The organism is Xylanibacter muris (genome assembly GCF_013166605.1).
GTDB classification, from domain to species: Bacteria; Bacteroidota; Bacteroidia; order Bacteroidales; family Bacteroidaceae; genus Prevotella; species Prevotella muris.
The window spans coordinates 122,815-144,279 of sequence record NZ_JABKKF010000009.1 but is presented as its reverse complement, the minus strand read 5'-3'; the positions used below and the strand labels follow the sequence as shown (position 1 = coordinate 144,279).

Below are 21,465 nucleotides of genomic sequence, written 5' to 3'. Positions count from 1 at the left end.
AAATAACAGATAATCATAATACATAAAAAGAATTATAATGAAAAGAATCCCTCTGAAAGAAATCATATTTGCCATAGCCGCACTCATGACTTTCACGGCATGTGACGACTATGAAACATACGGTGACAAAAAGAAAAAGGAGCGTTCCGCCATAAAGAGTTTCATTGCCAAACAAGGGATAAGAGAAATCAGCGAAGCTGTATTCCATGCTCAGGGAGACTCTACCAGTATCGAGAAAAATGAATTCGTATACCTGAACAACAGCGGAGTATACATGCAGATTGAAAACAAAGGCAACGGCTCTGAATTAGAGGAAGACAAACAGATAAACATAATCTGCAGATATACGGAATACAACATTCTTAACGAATATTACATGTCGCGCAACGACAACACACCCCGTACTTATGATAAAATGCTTGTACAAAGAAAAAGCGGTACATATACTGCTGTGTTCACAAGCGGTGTCATGTACAACACATACGGCTCATCTGTTCCGTCAGGATGGCTTGTACCTTTCACATATCTGAAAATAGGACGACGCACGGATAATCTTGCAAAGGTAAGACTTATCGTTCCACACACACAGGGACAGAACACATCCGTGTCGAATGTCATTCCATGCTATTACGAAATCACATATCAAAGAGAAAGATAAAATGACACTCATAAAGTCTATCTCCGGAATACGGGGAACAATAGGAGGCGCGACAGGAGATACGCTGAATCCTCTTGACATTGTAAAGTTCACGACAGCATACGCTGATTTTATAAGAAAGAACACACAAAACGGAAGCGGAAAGATTATCGTGGGAAGAGATGCCCGCATATCCGGGGATATGGTTAGGAACATTGTATGCGGTACCTTAATGGGGATGGGATATGATGTGATAGACATAGGAATGGCAACAACACCCACAACAGAACTGGCAGTGACAATGTCAAAGGCTGACGGAGGAATTATCATAACGGCAAGCCATAACCCGCGCCAGTGGAACGCATTGAAACTGCTAAACAGTAAAGGTGAGTTTCTTACAGCAGCAGAAGGAAATGCGATACTGGAAATTGCAGAAAAAGAGAATTTCGAATATGCAGACGTAGATTCTATCGGACATTATATTGAAGACTCTTCATTCGATGAAAAACATATCGACTCTGTATTGAAACTCAATCTTGTAGACGAGGAAGCCATAAGAAACAGCAAATTAAAAGTATGCGTCGACTCCATAAACAGCGTAGGCGGAATTATTCTTCCCAAACTGCTTGACAGATTGGGAGTGGAATACAAGTTTCTCAACAAAGAGCCGACAGGTGACTTCGCGCATAATCCCGAACCGCTTGAAAAGAATCTCGATGAAATAATGAGTGAAATGAAAAGCGGCAAATACGACTTGGGAATTGTTGTCGATCCGGATGTAGACCGCCTCGCATTCATCTGTGAGAATGGAAAGATGTTCGGTGAGGAGTACACACTTGTCAGTGTCGCAGACTATGTCTTGGAACACACTCCGGGAAACACTGTCAGCAATCTCAGCTCAACACGTGCCTTGAAAGATGTTACAGAAAAATATGGCGGGACATATTCTGCAGCAGCAGTGGGAGAAGTGAACGTAACGACAAAAATGAAGGAGACCGGAGCGGTGATCGGCGGAGAAGGAAACGGAGGGGTCATCTATCCTGAAAGCCATTATGGACGTGACGCCCTCGTAGGTATCGGCCTGTTCCTGTCTTCCATTGCACACAAGGGCTGCAAGGCAAGCGAATTGAGAGCTTCCTATCCGGACTATTATATTGCCAAAAACCGTATAGACCTGACACCGTCTACCGACATTGATGCCATACTAAACAAAGTAAAGGAGATATACATATCCGAAAAGGTAAACGATATCGACGGAATAAAGATAGACTTCGCAGACAAGTGGGTACACCTCCGGAGGTCAAACACCGAACCCATCATACGGGTATACAGTGAAGCACATACAATGGAAGAAGCTGAGGAATTGGGCAAACAAGTCATGCAAGTTGTTTATGACACTATAGAATAGAATAAATTATAAGTAACATGTGGATTATGAAATCTTAATCAGACTTCATAATCCACTTGTTTTATTTATAAATGCTTGTCACGATTAATGATAAGCGTTCATATCCAGCGTTAAAGTTTCAAAATCCGTCATTTCCTATATGCCTGATAACCAACAATAGTTACCTGAAAGAAACTTACTTTCCACAAAGTACCCTCTTGTAAGAAAGACATAAAAACAGTAACTTTGGTCCGCAAAACAATAAAAAAACAATTATGAACAAAGTTAAACTACAAAAGTCAGGAATAGGATATTGTGTGGCTAACGTTGAAAACCTGACATCTTTCCAAGGGAAGGCATTCGTTAAAGAAGTTGTTGATACGACATCCGTGGAAGTGTCATTCGGCTCTTTATCACAAGGTGAGTCTATACCATTTTTCCATCACCACAAACAAAATGAAGAACTGTATATAATAATAAGCGGTACGGGGATGTTCATGCTCAACAATGAAGAAATTGAAATAACATCAGGAAGCATAGTGAAAATAAATCCGGAAGTAAGCCGATGCATAAAATGTACAAGTGAGGAATCGTTAATATATATATGTATTCAAGGTAAAAACGGTTCACTGGAGCAATATACAGCAACAGATTGCGTCATTGAGGAATAAAAGCATCATCATTGCAAATAATAAGACGGGAAAAATAATATAAATAAGTTTTTTCCGTCTTTATCATAAATGGAAGACAATAAGCATACTGCGATTAAAAACACAATGTTCCCCAACTGTCCGATACGCAATATATTGGCGATGGTTGGAGACAAATGGTCATTGCTCATAATGAACGAGCTGCAGCAACATCCTTCTCCTATGCGCTTTTCCGCCTTGCGCAAGGCCATTCCCGACATATCACAGAAGGTATTGACAACAACTCTCAGAAATCTCGAAGCCAATGGATTTATAAACCGCAAGGTATATCCGGAAATACCGCCAAGGACAGAATACAGCCTCACACCGCGCGCCCTTTCATTTATGGAGGCATGTCAACCAATGATACAATGGGCTATGGAAAACTTCTCAACAATCATTAAGGAACGAGCAGCCGCACCATTATAATCCGAATATTGGACTCACACAATAAAGAGATATTGCGGCAAAAGAACTACTACTTGCAAGAATTCCTGTCTATTATCCATATAATCAGTCAATACTTAATCTGACATTTACGTATAAAAAATACAGCCGCAAGCTTTTAAACGTTTGCGGCTGTATTTTTATTCTAAAAACACTATGTTTTCATCACATATCACGCCTATTTTGCATAGGCAACGCTTCGCGTTTCCCGGATAACAGTGATTTTAACCTGTCCCGGATAAGTCATCTCATTCTGAATCTTATTTGCAATCTCACCTGACAATGCTTCTGTTTCCGCATCGTCCATCTTGTCTGCTCCAACAATCACGCGTAACTCGCGTCCCGCCTGAATTGCATAGGTCTTGGTTACTCCAGGATAACTCATTGCAATAGCCTCAAGATCATTCAGACGCTTTATATACGCCTCAACAATCTCACGGCGTGCACCAGGACGCGCACCACTGATGGCATCACAAACCTGCACAATAGGAGCAAGAAGAGTATTCATCTCACACTCATCGTGATGAGCGGCAATAGCATTGCATATATCCGGTTTTTCCTTAAACTTCTCTGCTATCTTCGCACCGTTCAAAGCATGGGGCAATTCACTTTCTTCATCAGGCACCTTACCTATATCATGCAAAAGACCGGCACGCTTTGCTTTCTTAGGATTTAATCCGAGCTCAGATGCCATTACCGCACAGAGGTTGGCTGTTTCACGTGCATGTTGAAGAAGATTCTGCCCATAAGAACTCCGGTATTTCATTTTTCCCACTATACGTATAAGTTCGGGATGAAGACCATGAATACCAAGGTCAATAGCCGTACGCTTACCAGTTTCAATTATCTCATTGTCCAGCTGTTTCTTAACTTTCTGCACAACTTCCTCTATACGTGCAGGATGAATACGCCCATCGGAAACCAACTGATGAAGGGCCAAACGGCAAACCTCACGGCGCACCGGGTCAAATGCACTTATCACAATTGCCTCAGGCGTGTCATCTACCACAATCTCAACACCTGTCGCAGCCTCAAGAGCACGTATGTTCCTACCCTCACGTCCGATAATCCTTCCCTTTACCTCATCATTGTCTATATGAAACACACTGACACTGTTCTCAATGGCAGTTTCTGTAGCAACACGCTGAATTGTCTGAATAACGATCTTACGGGCCTGCGTATTGGCATTAAGCTTCGCCTCATCCATTATCTCGTTAATATAGCTTTGGGCATCTGTCTTCGCCTCATCTTTCATTGATTCTACAAGACGTTGCTTTGCTTCTTCCGCACTGAGACCCGACAATTCCTCAAGCTTGGCACGTTCCTGCAACTGCATCTTTTCCAATTCCTCGTTACGCAACTGAAGAAGTTTCTTCTCGTTCTCTATGCGTACCTGCTGATTGTCCAGTTCATTCTTTCTGCGCCCGAGATCCTCCTGACGCTGGTTGAGAGAAATCTCACGCTGGCGCAATTTGTTCTCACTCTGCTGTATATGCTGGTTTCTTACCTGTACTTCCTTTTCAAGTTCACTCTTCTTATTCAGAAATTTCTCCTTTACTTCAAGAAGTTTCTTCTCTTTCATCACTTCTGCTTCCTTCTCGACAGAAGCAAGCATCTCTTTGTATTTTCCCGTCAAAACATATCTGAATACGAGAAAGCCGCCTATACCGCCTAAAATAAGGGCTATTACGACTGAAATTATTATTATTCCCATAAATTTTTATAAATGTAATATAACTAATACTCTCATTTCTCACTGAGCGTCTGTTCTATCTCGGCAGTCAGTTGTTGAAGAATATCAGAATAAGGAGCCGTGTCATTCTTTGCTTGTTCTTTCTTATACCTTAACGCTATATCCACCATAGCCATAAGAGCTATGGTATGATCGCTTTTTCTGCCTTTAAACATCTGGGCGTACGTGTTATAACGATCGGTTATGAAAGATGCGGCTGCCCGATAGTATTCCTCGTCTTCTCTGTTGATTGTAACATCGATTTCCTCATCATACACGTGCAGTCTTATATGTAATGTGTCCTTTTTCTGTTCTGCCATGGCCTTCCGTCTATTTCTGATCCGTTAAAACGGCAATACATTTATTGACATCCCGTATAAGCTTCGACAACCTGTTCTTTGTCGTCTCTATGTCACCATCAGAAATGCCTATCATCCTCGCCATTTTCAAAGAATCATATTCCGAATTCTTTTTCTTAAGTTCCTCACGCAGTTCTTTTATAGTCTGTTCACTCTTGTCCACCATGGAATACAATTCCTCGTTCTCCTTTTTCAACTGCTGAAACTGAAGAATCATCTGACGCACACGAGTCTGAAAAACCACTAAAGACTGATCATCCGAAGCCATTGTCACTCTTTTATCACTGTTGCCATAACATCTGCATTCCGTATCCAATATAGAAAGCAGAATATCCGCAGACAAACGCTACTGTTTATTTCACCTTGTCAAAATTTTCATCTTTAGGCTTAGGCTCTTTCTTTGCAAGCATTAAGACTTTATATACAAACATTGTAACCCATGCCTGACTGAATCCCAACCGCTTGCTATACTGACGTATGGCAACAACAGTCTTCATCACTCCGGGATCCGTATAATCATTCTTTGTATATATATCATTCACTGTCTTCTCTGTCATTGTGTAAAGAACCTTTTTCATAAATGAAGGCAAACGTAACTTAAACTTCATCAGGTTTCCCACCAACATCATCAAATCCTGACTGAAGCCCTGAAATTGAATCAGATAAGTCTGCACATCCTGTATTTTACTACAATTACGACGAATACTGTGATCTATCTCCTTACAGAAAGAGTCATCCAAACCATAGATGTCTTTAAGCATTTTTCGGCAACGGCTTTTCTCACCAACTCCAAGTTTGTTGTTCACTGTAGGGATATGCAACGTTGCCTTAAACACTCTCAAATCCGGAAGTACTGCAAGATTGGTTATTCCAAGGTCGGCAGCGATAGCAGCTTGAAAATAGACTCTGATCAGTGTCATAAAATCTTCCATTCCACCGGTCTTCTGCTCTTCATTCCTGGAAGAACCAAATAGTTTTGAAAATATATTCATCCGATATCTTTCGTTCTAAGTTATTATTTTTTACTGTTTAAGAATTACTTTCGTGTGCAAAGTTACATTTTTTTCTTCACAAAATAATTATTTTAAATGTAAAATCACATTAAATGAAAGAAATATTTTGTACCTTTGCCGCAAAAATAAAAAACATCCAATAAGAGATATTGAATGAAAGGTATAGTTTTAGCAGGTGGCAGCGGCACACGTTTGTACCCTATCACCAAAGGTATCAGTAAACAACTGATACCAATATTTGACAAGCCTATGATATATTATCCGATATCCGTACTCATGTTGGCCGGTATCAGGGATATACTCATTATAAGCACCCCTTACGACCTTCCCGGATTTAAGCGTTTACTTGGAACAGGAGAGGATTTTGGAGTAAATTTCAAATATGAAGAACAACCGTCGCCCGACGGGCTTGCACAGGCTTTTATTATCGGTGAAGAATTCATTGGAGACGACAGTGTGTGTCTCATACTGGGAGACAACATTTTCTATGGTAGCGGATTCACAGGAATTTTACAAAACAGTGTCGACATTGTGGAGAAACAAAAAGAAGCGACAGTATTCGGATATTATGTGAACGATCCCGAACGATATGGAGTCGCAGAATTTGATTCTAACGGCAAATGTCTGAGCATTGAGGAAAAGCCGGAGAATCCAAAATCCAACTATGCTGTAGTCGGATTGTATTTCTATCCCAATGAAGTGGTGAAGATAGCCAAAGAAATAAAGCCGAGTAAGCGTGGCGAATTGGAAATAACAAGCGTAAACAAAGAATTCCTTTCAAAAGGAAAGCTGAATGTACAAACGTTACAAAGAGGCTTTGCATGGCTTGACACAGGCACACACGACAGTTTGAGCGAAGCAAGCACGTTTATCGAAGTAATTGAAAAAAGACAAGGTAAAAAAGTTGCATGTCTTGAGGAAATTGCATACAAAAAAGGCTGGATAAACAAGGACAAGCTTTCCAAGCTTGCCGAACCAATGATAAAAAACGATTATGGAAAATATCTTCTAAGCCTTTAAATAAAAGGCAAACATTTGTTAATGACCAATAAAAATGAAATAAATTACCACAAGAATATGGAAGAAAGAAAAAACATCGAAAATCTTGAGAATCTTGAATCAACATCAGGTGTTGAGGAAGAAAGCCTATTTGATTTCAGAACGATTATTGCCATCTTCATTCTGAATTGGCAATGGTTCATACTTTCTGTTTTCATTTTCCTCTGCGGCTCACTGATTTATCTGCGGTATAAAAGCCCTATTTTTCAAGTATCTGCAAAAATGCTTATCAAAGACGACAGCAACAATATGCAGAACGGTAACAGACAGATGCTGAGCAACATGCAGGATTTCGGTTTTATATCAAACAGCAATGGCGTAGATAACGAGATTGAGATTCTGCAAAGCCGCATTCTTGTCAAAGAGGCTGTAAAAGACCTTAAACTCTACACAGAATATAAGATTGAAGGAAAAATCAAGGATAATCTTATATATAAGACACAACCTATAAATGTGGACCTCGACCCGCAAAGCCTGAATGATATGGACAAGTCATTCAGACCCATCACAATGAAAATAACCAAAAAAGGGAATTCATTTGAAGTGACAGGAAAAGCATACGACAATGAAGGAAACGAAAAACCGTTTCAGACAAAGATAACCTCATTCCCTGCCTCCAAGCGCACGGCAGGAGGTGTGCTGACATTCACTGCCAACGGACATTACTTCTCACACATGTCTGACAGAAAAGAAATATATGTCACAATATTGCCTCCAAACAATGTTGCTGCACAATACGTTGGAGCAATGTCTGTTGAACCTACTTCAAAAACGACGTCAATTGCACGGATAACCGTAAGAAACAAAAGCAAGGAACGCGCCGAGGATTTCCTTAAACAGATGGCTATATGCTACAACCGCCAGGCAAATGCCGACAAAAACGAGGTGGCATATAAAACAGAGGAATTCATTAATGAACGACTTGAGAAAATCAATGCGGAACTTGGAAGCACAGAAGGTGAGCTTGAACAATATAAAAAGCGCAACAATCTGATTCAACTCAAACTCGATGCAAGCGAGGCATTGAGTCAGACCAGTCAATTCTCCACAAAACTATCTGATGCAAAAACCCAAATACAGCTTCTTGACTATCTGAGACAATATGTCGACAATCCTGCAAACAAATATCAGATCATACCCTCTAACGTAGGGTTAGCCGACGGAGCGTCAATTCAACTTATAACACAATACAACCAGAATGTACTGGCCCGCAACCGTCTGCTACGTTCAGCGTCAGAAATAGCTCCACGGGTAATGGAGGTTACATCAACACTCGATGCGTTGCAAAGCAGTATACGCACTGCATTGGCACAGGCACGCAGAAGCGCTGACATAACAAGACAGGGCATAGAAGATCAATATGCCTCATATCAGACAAAGATATCACATACACCTGAGCAGGAACGTATACTGACACAAATCGGACGTCAACAGGAAGTGAAGTCAGGCCTTTATCTTATGTTACTTCAGAAACGTGAGGAGAATTCTATATCGCTCGCAGCAACGGCGGATAAGGGAAAACTCATAGACGATCCCATTTTCGAGGGAAAGGTAAGTCCTAAGAATTCAATGATTACGATGATGGCTTTAGCTATCGGATTCTTGTTGCCTTTGGTTATAATATATCTGCTGCAGATGTTCAGATATAAGATAGAAGGCCACATGGATGTAGCAAGACTTACCAACCTCCCGATTATTGCAGACGTAGCCATAACAAGCGAAAATGTAAAATCCGATGCAGGAATTGTAGTGCATGAAAACAAGAATGACATGGTAGATGAAATATACCGTGGAATGCGTACCAACATTCAGTTCATGCTTAAAGAAGATGAGAAAGTAATAATGTTCACATCATCAACATCGGGTGAAGGCAAGACATTCAATGCATCCAATCTTGCTGTAAGTTTCGCCCTCCTTGGCAAAAAGGTGATATTGATGGGTCTCGATATCCGTAAACCTGCGTTAGGACGCCTTTTCAATATATCAGACAAGACCGCAGGTATTACAAACCTGCTGAAGAAAAACAATATAACAAAGGATGATATAACAAGTCAGATCACACAATCTAAAGTCAATAACAACTTAGACCTTATGATGGCCGGTCCGATACCTCCGAATCCTACAGAATTACTTGCAAGAGAAAATCTATCTGTCGTATTGGAAGAACTGAAAAACCGCTATGACTATATAATCATAGACACAGCTCCCATCGGATTGGTAACCGATACACTCCAAATAAACAAACATGCAGACATTGCTGTAGTAATATGCCGTGCCGATTACACTCCAAAAGCTGCATTCGGAATGATAAACTCCCTGGCGGCAGACAACAAACTTACCAACGCCTGCATCGTGATAAACGGTGTAGACATGTCCAAGAAAAAGTATGGCTATTACTATGGATACGGCAAGTATGGAAAATACGGACGCTACAGCAGATACGGATACAGTTCATACAAGAGATATGGGGCTTACGGATATGGAGGATATGGCACATACGGAACTTATGGTAATTATGCGAACAGCCACTATGGACAACCAAACGATAACTCTATAAAGAAATGATTATAGCTGTAGATTTTGACGGGACAATAGTTGAGCACAGGTATCCGAAGATCGGTGAGGAGCGTCCTTTCGCCACGGATACCCTGAAAATGCTCATAAAAGACAAACACCAGCTTATCCTTTGGACTGTAAGGGAAGGAGAACTGCTTGACGAAGCCATTGAGTGGTGCAGAAAAAGAGGTGTCGAGTTTTGGGCTACAAACCGCGACTATCCAGAGGAAGACAGGGAAAAGAACCAGCACTTCAGCAGAAAGCTGAAAGCAGATATGTTTATCGATGACAGAAACATCGGCGGTCTTCCTGACTGGGGTACAATATACCAAATGATAACCCAAAGAAAGACATGGGACGACCTTTTTAATGAGGTTGAGTCGGGAAGAATGCACATGTCAACGCACAGACATTCAAAAGAAAAGGAAAAAAAGAAAAGATGGTGGCAGTTTTAAATCATAACAACAGCTTCCGGTAATTAAAAAAAGGAAAAGGGGTGTACTCAAATGTGAAGTGCACCCCTTTTTTAATTCACATCCCAGTAATTCCAGCCTATTCTGTTTGCAGGCTCAGCAGAGAGATCCGGTTACCTCGTCAGTGAGAATTTCAGACTGAATCCGAAATCCTGCGTAGTTGTAGGATAACTGCTGCTTGACAGCAACGGTGTATTGGTCTGACGGTCATAATAGGCGCTAAGCGTGAGCAGACGCGACAGAGTATAGTCGGCCATGAACGACATCTTGAAAGCCGAGTTGCCACTGCTTGCAGAACTTGTCATCGAAGCAATGTCTCGCGTGATAGCTGCCTGTTTGCGGAATGAAATATCAAGACGCATGTTGAGGTCGTGGTTCACTCCTGAACGTCCGCTGTTGGTCGTTGTCGTTGTTGCATTCTTATCCGCCTGTTTATTCCGTCCCGCCCCTTTTCCACTCTGTGTCTTCTTTATCTTTCGTGACGTGCCGGACCCGAAAAGATTGAAGTTACTGATCTTATATCCCATTCCGACAACCCAATCCTTACTTATAGCCTCATTAATCTGTATACTTGTCATGCTAAGGCTGAGTACGCGGGTCGTACGATATTCTACCTTACATGTAAGGCTGTTCTGCAGAGTCACGTCTATGCCAAGCAACGGAGAAAAAGCCTCGTTTATACTTACCGTACTTACGTTATACATGCTGTTCGGTATCGGATTGCCGGATGTGGCGTCAGTAATGAATCCGAGACCGTTCATATACTCATGGAATGTGCTGTAAGACGAATAGCTGCCGACAGCAAACACACTCTTATAAGAGTGATTCAGATTCACACTGCGGAAATGATCACGCAACCACGGAAGCTTGCTAAGGCCTGCATAACGTATTGTCCAGTTCGGAAGCAGACGCTTCAATGCAGGGAATATGTCAAGCGATGAACCGGCACCTGAGGTGTATGCAGAAAGGAAAGCCGGCACAAGCACATCGGCACTGTATTTGTTCACCTGACCGAGTTCCGGATTATATGCAGAGCCTGACAAATCTATATTATTTCCGTCGCGGATTCCGGCCGGATACCTCGAGCCTTCATAACGGGCCTGCACTTTCCGATGGAATCCATCGATGGACTTACAGAAATTACCGAATGATTTCGAAGCATAACCGTTGTCCGCACTGCCCATTCCCTCCAACGCGCTTTTCAGGCTTATCGTTGTCATCGTGAACGAACCGCTTTGTGTTGCAGGCATTCCCTCATACATAAACTGTATACTGCGTGCCTTGTTTACCGTACGGCTGGCGTTAAGGTCTATCTTAAGGTCGCGTATCGGTTCCAGTGTCATGCGTATCTGCAAATCCTCGCTTGCAGACGTTGAAGCCGGTGTCGCAACACTGTCATTGCAAAGCAGCCACCCGTTGTCGTAGGCCTTCTGTATGTAACCGTCACCGGTAAGTCCGAACGCGAAATCGAGTCCCGGCGCCATCACACTCCCCGTACGCTGTCCGAAAGCGTCACCCACATTAGGAATAAAACCTGGCAACGACATAGAGTACTGGCTGCGGTAAGACACGCTCACATTACGCACCATCATGAGGAAACGCACCGCACGCAACGACGGCTCATACCACCACAGTTTCTCAAGCGGTTCTTTCGGAGTCACACTAAGCTTTATCTTTACCGAATCGCGGTTCTTCACCAATATACGGTTGTCGTCAAGCACCTTGTATTTCACCTTATAAGGCTTGCCCTCCGCCGTCTTTGCCGTAACGGTTATCCTCCGGGATTTCTTGTTATGCGTGACCGTTACCGTCGTATCCGGCCTCAAAGCCAGCTCACGCTGATATGTATTCTTGTTTTTGGGAAGAATCTTCTGTTCCTTCTTGTCATCGGCATTTGCTTTGTTTCCGTCCTTGTCATCACTGTCCTTCTTGTTTTCCGGCTTCTTCAAGGCAACATTCCTGTTTGACTTCCTTGCATTGCTTAGCGCCCTGTTTTTGTTTTTATTAAACAGTTCATTCGCCTTTTTCAGGAAAGGAACATGATTATACAACGTCTCCATATTAAACGTTGAATTGATATTCAGGTTACGGTTATTTGTTATTGTATTACCAAGAGACGTTCCGTCGTCAAGCTCTGTTCCGCGAACCCACGAATAAGTAGCCGTATATGACGCATCGGCATTTATCCAGTCGAACACCGGCAATTTATTCAACGGGAACTGGTATGACGCATTAAAACTCTGCTGATAGTCAAGCGGAGTTCCAAGATTCTTTATGCTTGTCTTTACAGAATCTTTCCATGCAGAATACTGTTCCGGATAAAGTTCCTTGTTTACCGGAGTATAAGGCTCCTCAATCTGTGCATGAGTGGCAGACTGGAAATTAACATGCAGATTCTTTGTGAAGTCCCATCGTATTGAGAAGTCACGGTTCCAAAGAAATTGCTCGCTGAATGTCAAAGGCAGTTTTGAACCTCCGGTATTCTCCATGTCGCGCTCCTGCAATTCATAATAGTTACGCGTCATCTCGCTATTGAAGGATATATTCTGCGGCAGATAGTTTATGCCTATTGCCTTAGGAAAGTTCAGCCATTTACTCTTTCCTTTCAATTTCTTAAACGGTTCGTATGTCTTATACACCGGAGTATAACTGTAATTGAACGCCCCACGCCACTGATCCTCCTTCTCATAGACAGTCGTCTCACCTGAAGTATAGCGATGTGAATGACTGTAGCTGAATGAAAAGTTTGCAGGATCATACGGCATCGGATGGCGCTTTGTCTTTATTCCCACACGCACATTTGACAGAGAGAAGTTTGTGCTTGTGCTCTTCAACACGGCAATAGCCTCAATAGAATCTCGCTCCCTTCCGCTTCCGGCACTTTCAAGGGCATCGGAAAGTTCCATGTCCGTATCGAGAGGATTATATCTTGGACTTGTCTCCTCCTTAGTCACTGAATAATACAACGGCACCGACACCTTTGCCTTTTCAGGAAAGAACTTTCCAAGCTCAAGGTTTGTGGTTATGCTGTAAGTCTTGTAGTCATCGGTAGAACGCTGTGCCACTCCCTCTTCCAGGCCACCGAAACCTTCCGTCATCATCTTGCCGGTCATGTTAAACGTTCCAAGGTCCGACAGCTGCATATTGAGAGTACCGGAAGCGGCCCATCCGCCCTTATTGTTGAAATCAAGCAGACGAAGCTCATTCACCCATACCTCACCTGACTTTGCTGAAGAAGAGTTATTGCGTACTCCTATGACCATTGTCTTGACTTCTCCAAGCGTTGGGTTTCCCATCACGGTTATCCTGTTATTCGGACTGTCTGAATCATAGTCGGAATATTCACGGTTGAACGAAGCTCCTCCTGCCGCCTTCGCCATGTTTCTCGCCTTCTTTATTGCCGTAAACTTTGTAAGGTCGATGTCAAGCATGTTGTCCTGCGGCCATACCTTCTGCCTGTCTGTTGCGGAATTACGGTCATAACGCCCCTCTCCGGTAAGTTTCAACGGTATCTCATACTCATAATAATTGCTCTTGTAATCGCTTCCAAGACGTATGAACACCGCAAGCTGGTCGTTCTGCAGATTTGTCGTATTCTGCTTAAAGGCATTGGCATGCACGAACATCTGCATGCGCTTATACTGGCGAAGGTCAAGATTTGTGTTTTTATACACAGCCTTCGCCTCATTGCGCGACAGATTCTTGACAACCATACTCATTGCCTGTTCGTTGCTCTGCACAAGCTGCGGCTGCGACGGGTCTGTGACACGACTTATCCCCGGAGGCAGAATATAGTTCACCGGCTGCTTGTCGTTATGCTCCTCAATATTCACATTGCTCACTTCCACGGTTCCGCTGTTACTGGAAGCAGTATTACTCAGATTCTGCTCATATACACGCCACTCTCCGCGCACGAGATCGAGACTTCCGAAACGCAACACTATCGGTTTCTGAAAACCTGTCAGAAACATACGCATGAAACGTATGGAAGTGAAATCATTGATGGAACCTATACGCTCCTTGTCCGCCGAATTCACAGGAATACGGATTTTGTACCAGTTGACGTTTTCCATATTTCCGTTGCGAAGACGTACCGACGTCTCACGCATGTCGGCAAGATAGCCGTTGCCAATATTATTTTCGTTAAGGTCTTCCGGACGTATGCTCACCCGATACTGATAATACCGCTCATACTCATTGAGTGTGTAATCCTGATTGATATCCTCCACATCCGGTGTGGTCTTATACGACGTGTCATAACTCTCATTGTTATTATCATTGTCCGGTGAGTTTCCCTGAGGATTGTTTATACGCTTGTAACGTTCAAGAATCGGCACCCGGCGTGCATCAAGGTCTGAACCGCGGAAATATCTGTAATTGTCGTTAGCCGGATCGGCCTGCCATGCAGCACGTATACTGTCGTTTGTTATGGTGTTCACAAAACCGTTGAACTCAGAATAAGCGTCAAAATTCCGTTCCTCTTCGTCATTAAGTCCGTTATATCCCACATCCTGCAACGCACGCGAACCGGGAGTCGTGGCAAAGGCGTAAGTCTGTGTAGCCTGCACAGGTATCTTTCCCCACTGTGTGGTAGTAAAGCTGCTTGTTCCGTCTACAGGCATCCCACTCTCATAGAATTTCTTCCCGTCACGGAGAATATCCTCGCTCACCTCTCCAAGATTTATATACAGGTCACCGCCGTATGAGGACGCATCTCCGTTGCGACGTGAATAAATAAACGGATCCAGAAGCCAGAACTCTATATATTCGATATTTGCCGCCTCGAAATCATTTGTGTCAAGCTTCCGCATCATACCTCCCCACTTGCCGCCCGGATTATCCAGTGAGCCGTCCGGAGATATAGACGTGGAAAAATTGTAAGGTCCGCGCTCCGTAGGATAATATGCAAGATTAAGTATCGGCAATGTGGAAGTCGCCCCGTTATATGTACTTTGGTCGCGGTTGGGATACAGTTCGCTGACATACACCTGACGCACATAGTGATTCGACAGCTGCTCGAGGTCGCTCTTTATATGCGACGGGGTGAGTGAACTGTTCTGATACGTAAACAGAGGATCTATCGTATACCATGCCATAAGCGCACGGTTGAAACCGCTCGACAGAGTTGTCTTGTCCGATGACTCAGGAAACATCGACGGAACACTTGACAACACCCATGACTTGGGTTCCGACACGTCTATTCCGCTCTTGGTATTCTCAAAGTCATCTATATATGACGCCCCGTCCTGCGTGCCTCCGGCCTGTCCTGCGATGAGGTGTGCGAATTCTCCCGTAAACGAGATTTGCGACGGCTGTGTAAGATGCAGGAACGGTATCTTGTCAAGTACGTTCGTAAGCCACTGGCTTTCCTTCTTCCAGTTCATGTTCAGTCCCCAAAGAATGTTGTTCAGAGGCTCCGAACCCATTGTAACCTTCGAAGTGAGAGATTTCTCATACAGACGCTGGAACGTACCGCCAATCATAAAGTCTTTCGAGAAGTCGTATTCCCAGTTAAGACCAAACATTGTCTTGCGCTGCATGGCATAGTCGGTATTGCTCTCAAGACTGACATTCACGGATGTTCCCGCATCTATTATGCTCTGATTGAGAATGGTCACCTTGCCACTGGAATAATCCACACTATAGTCCGAACCTTCGGTAAGCACCACTCCTCCTGCCGTCACCACGACAGAACCCTGAGGAATGTTATAAGCATCCAACAAGATTTCATTTGCTGAAGAGCCCTTAAACTGCCCCTGAAGCACGAACTTGTCTTTTTCCGCTATTTGTTTTGCGGCAGTACGTGTGGTGTCATACAGTTCGGTGAAAGCATACATGTCTGCCTTGTCTGCCGGAACGCCCGACCTTATAAGCTGGTTACGAAGATATGATCCAAACGGCTCGGCTGCGGGGAAGAACACACGCCCGCCACTCACCGTATATCCGTCGACATAATCGAAATATCCGTTTGGATGAGGCTTGTTGTTGTTGTCAAGGCGGTCCGCACCCAACAGTTTTATTATTATGGTTCCCTTGACCTGTGGCTCGGGTATATATGACAGATATACTCCTGTGGTGTCACTCTGATACTTCACATCAAGACGGAATTTCGTTTTCTCAACCGTAGACGCAAGATAATATACATTCTTCATCATCAGTCTCCAGTTACCCATCTGTGGTGTATTGCTTGTGTTCTTAAGCGACTTTACAAACAACGCCTCACCTGTATTTGTATTGTCCGTGGCAAATTCACCCACCTGATATGTCGTCCCGTTGAGCGTATACTCATAAGCCACGGCCAACACCTGGTCTGTCTGCAATGTCGACTTCAATGAGATATATCCCAATGCGGTATTCAGCGTATATTCAGACGAAGTAAGAAGACGCGCACTCTGCACCTTTTCATAATCGACGCCTCCCGACATTCCTGATATTCCGTCAAGAACGGTATTCGTCTGATCTATGTCACGCGCGGCGGCATATTCATGTGTCATTGAATAGTATTCAGTATTGGCACTGTTCCTCGGCGACACATCTCCAGCCCCTCCCCATATAGGGTTCTTGGTGTTCTTGCCTTCACCAAGGTCTGTAAGGGCTACGATATTTCGTGTATTACTTGTGGTTCCCGTCTTATTCGTAACCCACACTTCTATACGGGTAATCTTTATTCCTGTAGTAAGATTCGGCAATGTCGACATTGCACGGTCATACCTCTCCCTGAAATAATGTCCGAGAAAGAAGTGACGGTTTTCCTCATAGTTTGTCGCATTTATCTCAAAAGGCGTCAACTGTGTGCCTCCTTTCGAAGACACACTCTTTGTGGTGGAGTTTTTCTGTGATATTACGGTTTGCAGTTTTAACTTTCCAAACTGCATGTCCGTGCGCACGCCAAACAATGAACTTGCTCCTTTTATAAGAGACGAATTTGACGGAAAACTCACATTTCCAGCCTCAACAAGCTTTATTATCTCATCTTCCTTACCCTCATATCTGAGTTTGATATTATCCTTATCAAAATCAAGCGTCGCATCTGTATTGTAGTTGAGATTCATATTCACCTTATCTCCAACCTTTCCGTTGAGAGTGAAGTTTATTTTCTCATCAAAATCAAATGCCTTTGTCTTACGGTTACGTACAGGCAACGAAGGGTTGTCTATGTTTTTTAACGTTGCCCCCACCTTCAATTCCGCCGTACCCTGGGTCTTTATCCTCACTCCTCCCGGACCAAAGATTTTCTCCGCGGGACCAAGGTCGAACTTCATGTCAGAGAAAGAAAATTTCTCCTTTCCCTTATTTGCCACATTCTCCGCGTTCTTCTTTCTGAAAAAATCCCTTAACGAACGTCTCTCGCTCCACTTACGGTATTCGTCCGGCGACATCAGTACCGGAACATTGAGATAAGAATCCCCTATTTTGGAACCGACACGGTAAACATCAAGAGAATCGTCATATTCAACCTCTTGCTTTATATTGTCAGGCATCTTAAGGTCCGCAGGCATCGAATCAAGGTCTGATACGACCACCGGTGCGGTTTTCTTTATCTTCCACCGAGGGTGCAGAAGAGAATCCGGTATTGTGTCATCCTCCACTATAAGCTTCGGCTGGGCCTTGGGAACGGGTTTCCTGCCGGCTGTCTTATCATCCTGGGATATGACAGTCATGGCACACAGGCAAAGCAGAGAGATTATTATATATAATGTCTTGTTCATTTATTATCTCGCAAAAATGCCGCAGCAAATCCTTTCATATACTGCCACATCAACTATTTTATCTGTTTCAACGCCATTTTTATAACCTGCTCGACCGGCATATCGGGATTGTCTTTCAATATGGATATGACAACCTTCTGCGACGGAGCCGGTGAAAATCCGAGCATGGTAAGCGCGCTTACAGCCTCGTCTTTCACATCATTGTTCACAGGAGACTGTACAGTCCCGCCGGCAGGAATCTCTGCGGTTATGCCAAGGGACACTATCTTATCCCTTAAATCCACTATTATCCTTTGGGCTGTTTTAAGACCTATTCCCTTTATGGTCTTTATCATACGCTCGTTGCCGGTTGAGATACAGTTGCACAATTCTCCGGGGCTCATTGAGGAAAGCACCATACGCGCCGTGTTTGTTCCCACTCCGGATACAGAAATAAGAAGCAGGAAAAGCTCACGCTCTTTCTTTGTGGAAAATCCGTAAAGCATATAGGCATCCTCGCGAATAGCCTCATAAACATACAGCTTCACATCTGTCTTTCCCTGGATGGCCGAATAGGTATTAAGCGATATGTTAAGACCGTATCCAACCCCGCCGGCCTCGACAACAGCCATTGCCGGAGTGAGTTCATCCAGAACTCCCTTTATATATTCTATCATTATTTATGAATCCTTATTGTATATATACATATCTTATAACGCTTCTTGCAAACGTTTTATTGTGTTGTGGGGAATTATATTAAACAAAGACAAAGGAAACAAACCGGAAAATAAAAAACGGAATATACGGGACAGGCAACGCCTAAGGGACACGCATCAAGCCAATCCTGACAAGGAAAGACCAGCAGCCGAGACAGGAAGAAACCAGACATGAAGCCATAGTAATGATATATAGCAATAAGACACACAAGAATTAAAATATACAGCAATGAAACGTTTTTTAATACGGATTTGATAATTTTCTCACATAAAGAAAGTAATTTTGCAGCGGGCAAGCCCCATAACAATACAAAAGTAAAATAAAACAAAGAAAACAGAACCATGAAGAAAATCAGAGCAGCCGTAGTGGGTTACGGCAACATCGGACGCTATTCACTTGAGGCTCTTGAAGCAGCAGACGACTTTGAAGTGGCAGGCATCGTACGCCGCAACGGAACGGAAAACAAACCGGCAGAACTTGCCGGATATGAGGTTGTAAAAGACATACGCGAACTGAAAGACGTGGATGTGGCCATCCTTGCCACACCTTCACGCAGTTGTGAGGAATATGCAAGACAGATTATACCGCTGGGCATCAATACAGTAGACAGTTTTGACATACACACACAGATATGCGGATACCGTGCAAACATGATGCCTGTATGCAAGGAACATAACGCAGTATCCGTGATCGCTGCGGGATGGGATCCGGGGTCAGACTCTATTGTAAGGACACTGATGCAGAGTCTTGCGCCAAAAGGACTGAGCTACACAAACTTCGGCCCCGGAATGTCTATGGGTCACAGCGTGTGCGTACGTTCAAAGGACGGTGTGAAGAACGCCCTGTCGATGACAATACCGCAGGGCGAGGGAATACACCGCCGAATGGTGTATGTTGAACTTGAGGACGGTGCAAGTCTTGAAGAGGTAACCAAGGCAATAAAAGCCGACCCGTATTTTTCCAACGATGAAACCCATGTGTTTGCAGTTCCTTCGGTAGATGAGGTACGTGACATGGGCCATGGAGTGAATCTTGTGCGCAAGGGTGCAAGCGGAAAGACCCATAACCAGCGGCTTGAATTCAATATGAGCATCAACAATCCCGCTCTTACCGGACAGGTACTCGTGAACGTAGCACGTGCCTCGATGCGCATGCAGCCCGGATGCTATACAATGATTGAAATCCCTGTCATTGACATGTTGCCAGGAAACCGCGAAGAGCTTATCGCCCATCTGGTATAATCTAATCAGAGGAAACATTTCATTATCATACACATAGAAAGAAGTATGCGGTATACCCGGTTTGTATTGAAAACCGGATTCAAAAAAGACAGTCAGGCCGTTTTCCAAGTGGAGACGGCCTGACTGTCTTTTTATCCCAAACCGGTCATTATATTCTCATCCGCGATCAGGGGCATGACTTTGGCATGTTTCAAAAAGGGAAGCATTTATCCATTGCATCCTGCTTGCAATATCTTTACATAGGACAGGCGATGCCTCAGCAATATGAAAACAAACTTTATTGTGTTCGGATTGCAATGTTTCTGCTGCCGGTTTGCGATGCCCAAACAGGCTGTTTGCAACATTGTCGGCTTAAGTCGACGAATCTATCGACTCCAGTCGTCCGGTCTGTCGACTTAAGCCGACAGACCGGACGACTTAAGCCGACAGGTTTGAGAATGGCCTGACAGAGGTTTGCAAACGCCCCGACCGAACATTGACAATGGCCTGATTGAACATAGGGGCATAGGCAGCGTCACCGATGTGTTGCGAGACGCCTGCATAGAGGCTTTCCGCGCACAAGCACAACTTTATAATAACGTGCACCGTATCCGAACCAATAGCCTAAAGCCCCGTCGACATTCGAATGGAGATTCTTGGATATTGGAAACAAAGGGTTACGCGACAACGACAGCATATCCTCAAAATCACGCCAAAAACGATACGACTGATTGTCAAGCGACGCAATCTTAATCTCTACAGTATCTCCATAACAAAACAGCGACTTACGGTCTTTTTCAACATTTGTGCTGCCTTTGTTCACAGGCACCTTGCCATCAGCCCCTATCATCACACTGTCGTAAAGACACATGTATGACGGAAACATATCCGTATCCTTCCCCCTCACACGTACAAAAAAGCGGCACTTATCTCTATATCGTGTATACGCATACAAGCGGCAAAGGGTATCGTTGCCTGCCACGGGCTCCACTGAAAAAGAGTCAACCGACGGAATATCCATGGGAATATCCGTAACTGCTTCTGCCTTCATGTCACCAAACGCTTCAACTGTTATGCGGTATTTGTGTCCCGGTTTGCCGCGCATCTCACTTGTAGTATAAACAAACGGCGGAAACATCTTTTTATCATAACGCCCCACAAGAACGCACTCGCGCTCTCCATCGCTCACAGTCACACGCGCCCAACGGTCGACATATTCTTCAAGATCTGACAAATGAATGCCGTCACCGGCAAGACGTATTGAACGCGAAACCTTCACAACAGGAAAATCACCGGCATCAATCCATCCCTCGATGACAAGTTCCGAGGTTTCCGATGTACCTTCATTAGTATCGTCACACGATACAATTACCTGTAGAAGCATTAAAACAAGCGGCAAGACACATACCGGCAGTTTGGATACAAAATATTTGATACTTCTTGAGACATTCAACGCATATTCAGCCATAACGGGTAAAAAAAGACGAA

At 43.7% G+C, this 21,465-nt stretch carries 15 protein-coding genes; 8 read left to right on the top strand and 7 right to left on the bottom strand.

Annotation, left to right across the window (positions count from 1 at the left end):
* Positions 1 to 37: 37 nt before the first annotated feature.
* The 4 genes from bamK to HPS56_RS09795 all read left to right on the top strand — a co-directional run bounded on the left by bamK (position 38) and on the right by HPS56_RS09795 (position 3,142).
* Positions 38 to 658, top strand: a complete 621-nt coding sequence (gene bamK, locus HPS56_RS09810) for a BamK family beta-barrel-assembly machinery protein (protein ID WP_172276009.1) — start codon at positions 38 to 40, stop codon at positions 656 to 658.
* Between the two features lies 1 nt (position 659).
* Positions 660 to 2,045, top strand: coding sequence for a phosphoglucosamine mutase (gene glmM / locus HPS56_RS09805; RefSeq protein WP_172276007.1), 1,386 nt, complete (start codon positions 660 to 662; stop codon positions 2,043 to 2,045).
* A 254-nt stretch (positions 2,046 to 2,299) separates the two neighbouring features.
* Positions 2,300 to 2,695 (top strand): cupin domain-containing protein, encoded by a 396-nt coding sequence (locus HPS56_RS09800; RefSeq protein ID WP_172276005.1) that lies wholly within the window; start codon positions 2,300 to 2,302, stop codon positions 2,693 to 2,695.
* A gap of 69 nt (positions 2,696 to 2,764) precedes the next feature.
* On the top strand, positions 2,765 to 3,142 hold the full coding sequence (locus HPS56_RS09795; RefSeq protein WP_172276003.1) for a winged helix-turn-helix transcriptional regulator: 378 nt from the start codon (positions 2,765 to 2,767) through the stop codon (positions 3,140 to 3,142).
* 196 nt (positions 3,143 to 3,338) lie between these two features.
* On the opposite strand, the gene rny is transcribed toward HPS56_RS09795, so the two are convergent.
* From rny to HPS56_RS09775, 4 genes are all read right to left on the bottom strand, one after another.
* The gene (gene rny / locus HPS56_RS09790) at positions 3,339 to 4,874 is read right to left on the bottom strand and encodes a ribonuclease Y (protein WP_172276001.1); all 1,536 of its coding nucleotides are present in this window, start codon (positions 4,872 to 4,874) and stop codon (positions 3,339 to 3,341) included.
* A gap of 32 nt (positions 4,875 to 4,906) precedes the next feature.
* Positions 4,907 to 5,212, bottom strand: coding sequence for a cell division protein ZapA (locus tag HPS56_RS09785; RefSeq protein ID WP_172275999.1), 306 nt, complete (start codon positions 5,210 to 5,212; stop codon positions 4,907 to 4,909).
* Between the two features lie 10 nt (positions 5,213 to 5,222).
* On the bottom strand, positions 5,223 to 5,519 hold the full coding sequence (locus HPS56_RS09780) for a coiled-coil domain-containing protein (RefSeq protein WP_172275997.1): 297 nt from the start codon (positions 5,517 to 5,519) through the stop codon (positions 5,223 to 5,225).
* Between the two features lie 85 nt (positions 5,520 to 5,604).
* Positions 5,605 to 6,243, bottom strand: a complete 639-nt coding sequence (locus HPS56_RS09775) for a DUF8491 family protein (protein ID WP_172275995.1) — start codon at positions 6,241 to 6,243, stop codon at positions 5,605 to 5,607.
* Between the two features lie 174 nt (positions 6,244 to 6,417).
* Between HPS56_RS09775 and rfbA the strand changes: the two genes are divergently transcribed.
* The 3 genes from rfbA to HPS56_RS09760 are packed head-to-tail and all read left to right on the top strand — an operon-like array spanning position 6,418 to position 10,334.
* Positions 6,418 to 7,284 (top strand): glucose-1-phosphate thymidylyltransferase RfbA, encoded by an 867-nt coding sequence (gene rfbA / locus HPS56_RS09770; protein WP_172275993.1) that lies wholly within the window; start codon positions 6,418 to 6,420, stop codon positions 7,282 to 7,284.
* 57 nt (positions 7,285 to 7,341) lie between these two features.
* A complete protein-coding gene (locus HPS56_RS09765; protein WP_172275992.1) occupies positions 7,342 to 9,888 on the top strand; it encodes a GumC family protein in 2,547 nt (848 codons plus the stop codon).
* Positions 9,885 to 10,334, top strand: coding sequence for a BT0820 family HAD-type phosphatase (locus tag HPS56_RS09760; protein WP_172275990.1), 450 nt, complete (start codon positions 9,885 to 9,887; stop codon positions 10,332 to 10,334). Before HPS56_RS09765 ends, HPS56_RS09760 begins: the two co-directional genes overlap by 4 nt.
* Positions 10,335 to 10,465: 131 nt before the next feature.
* Here HPS56_RS09760 and sov read toward each other — a convergent pair whose 3' ends face one another.
* Both sov and ruvA read right to left on the bottom strand, forming a co-directional pair.
* Entirely contained in the window at positions 10,466 to 18,013 is a 7,548-nt protein-coding gene (gene sov, locus HPS56_RS09755; protein ID WP_501981709.1) for a T9SS outer membrane translocon Sov/SprA, read from the bottom strand.
* Between the two features lie 101 nt (positions 18,014 to 18,114).
* Positions 18,115 to 18,717: a Holliday junction branch migration protein RuvA gene (ruvA, locus tag HPS56_RS09750; protein WP_172275986.1), complete on the bottom strand. Its 603-nt coding sequence runs from the start codon at positions 18,715 to 18,717 to the stop codon at positions 18,115 to 18,117.
* Between the two features lie 381 nt (positions 18,718 to 19,098).
* Between ruvA and HPS56_RS09745 the strand changes: the two genes are divergently transcribed.
* A complete protein-coding gene (locus HPS56_RS09745) occupies positions 19,099 to 19,998 on the top strand; it encodes a diaminopimelate dehydrogenase (protein WP_172275984.1) in 900 nt (299 codons plus the stop codon).
* 514 nt (positions 19,999 to 20,512) lie between these two features.
* On the opposite strand, the gene HPS56_RS09740 is transcribed toward HPS56_RS09745, so the two are convergent.
* The gene (locus HPS56_RS09740) at positions 20,513 to 21,445 is read right to left on the bottom strand and encodes a DUF4249 family protein (RefSeq protein ID WP_172275982.1); all 933 of its coding nucleotides are present in this window, start codon (positions 21,443 to 21,445) and stop codon (positions 20,513 to 20,515) included.
* Between the last annotated feature and the right edge of the window lie 20 nt (positions 21,446 to 21,465).

Coding starts and splice junctions, on each gene's coding strand:
- bamK (WP_172276009.1), top strand. CDS start 38: ATGAAAAGAATCCCTCTGAAAGAAATCATATTTGCCATAGCCGCACTC.
- glmM (WP_172276007.1), top strand. CDS start 660: ATGACACTCATAAAGTCTATCTCCGGAATACGGGGAACAATAGGAGGC.
- HPS56_RS09800 (WP_172276005.1), top strand. CDS start 2,300: ATGAACAAAGTTAAACTACAAAAGTCAGGAATAGGATATTGTGTGGCT.
- HPS56_RS09795 (WP_172276003.1), top strand. CDS start 2,765: ATGGAAGACAATAAGCATACTGCGATTAAAAACACAATGTTCCCCAAC.
- rny (WP_172276001.1), bottom strand. CDS start 4,874: ATGGGAATAATAATAATTTCAGTCGTAATAGCCCTTATTTTAGGCGGT.
- HPS56_RS09785 (WP_172275999.1), bottom strand. CDS start 5,212: ATGGCAGAACAGAAAAAGGACACATTACATATAAGACTGCACGTGTAT.
- HPS56_RS09780 (WP_172275997.1), bottom strand. CDS start 5,519: ATGGCTTCGGATGATCAGTCTTTAGTGGTTTTTCAGACTCGTGTGCGT.
- HPS56_RS09775 (WP_172275995.1), bottom strand. CDS start 6,243: ATGAATATATTTTCAAAACTATTTGGTTCTTCCAGGAATGAAGAGCAG.
- rfbA (WP_172275993.1), top strand. CDS start 6,418: ATGAAAGGTATAGTTTTAGCAGGTGGCAGCGGCACACGTTTGTACCCT.
- HPS56_RS09765 (WP_172275992.1), top strand. CDS start 7,342: ATGGAAGAAAGAAAAAACATCGAAAATCTTGAGAATCTTGAATCAACA.
- HPS56_RS09760 (WP_172275990.1), top strand. CDS start 9,885: ATGATTATAGCTGTAGATTTTGACGGGACAATAGTTGAGCACAGGTAT.
- sov (WP_501981709.1), bottom strand. CDS start 18,013: ATGACTGTCATATCCCAGGATGATAAGACAGCCGGCAGGAAACCCGTT.
- ruvA (WP_172275986.1), bottom strand. CDS start 18,717: ATGATAGAATATATAAAGGGAGTTCTGGATGAACTCACTCCGGCAATG.
- HPS56_RS09745 (WP_172275984.1), top strand. CDS start 19,099: ATGAAGAAAATCAGAGCAGCCGTAGTGGGTTACGGCAACATCGGACGC.
- HPS56_RS09740 (WP_172275982.1), bottom strand. CDS start 21,445: ATGGCTGAATATGCGTTGAATGTCTCAAGAAGTATCAAATATTTTGTA.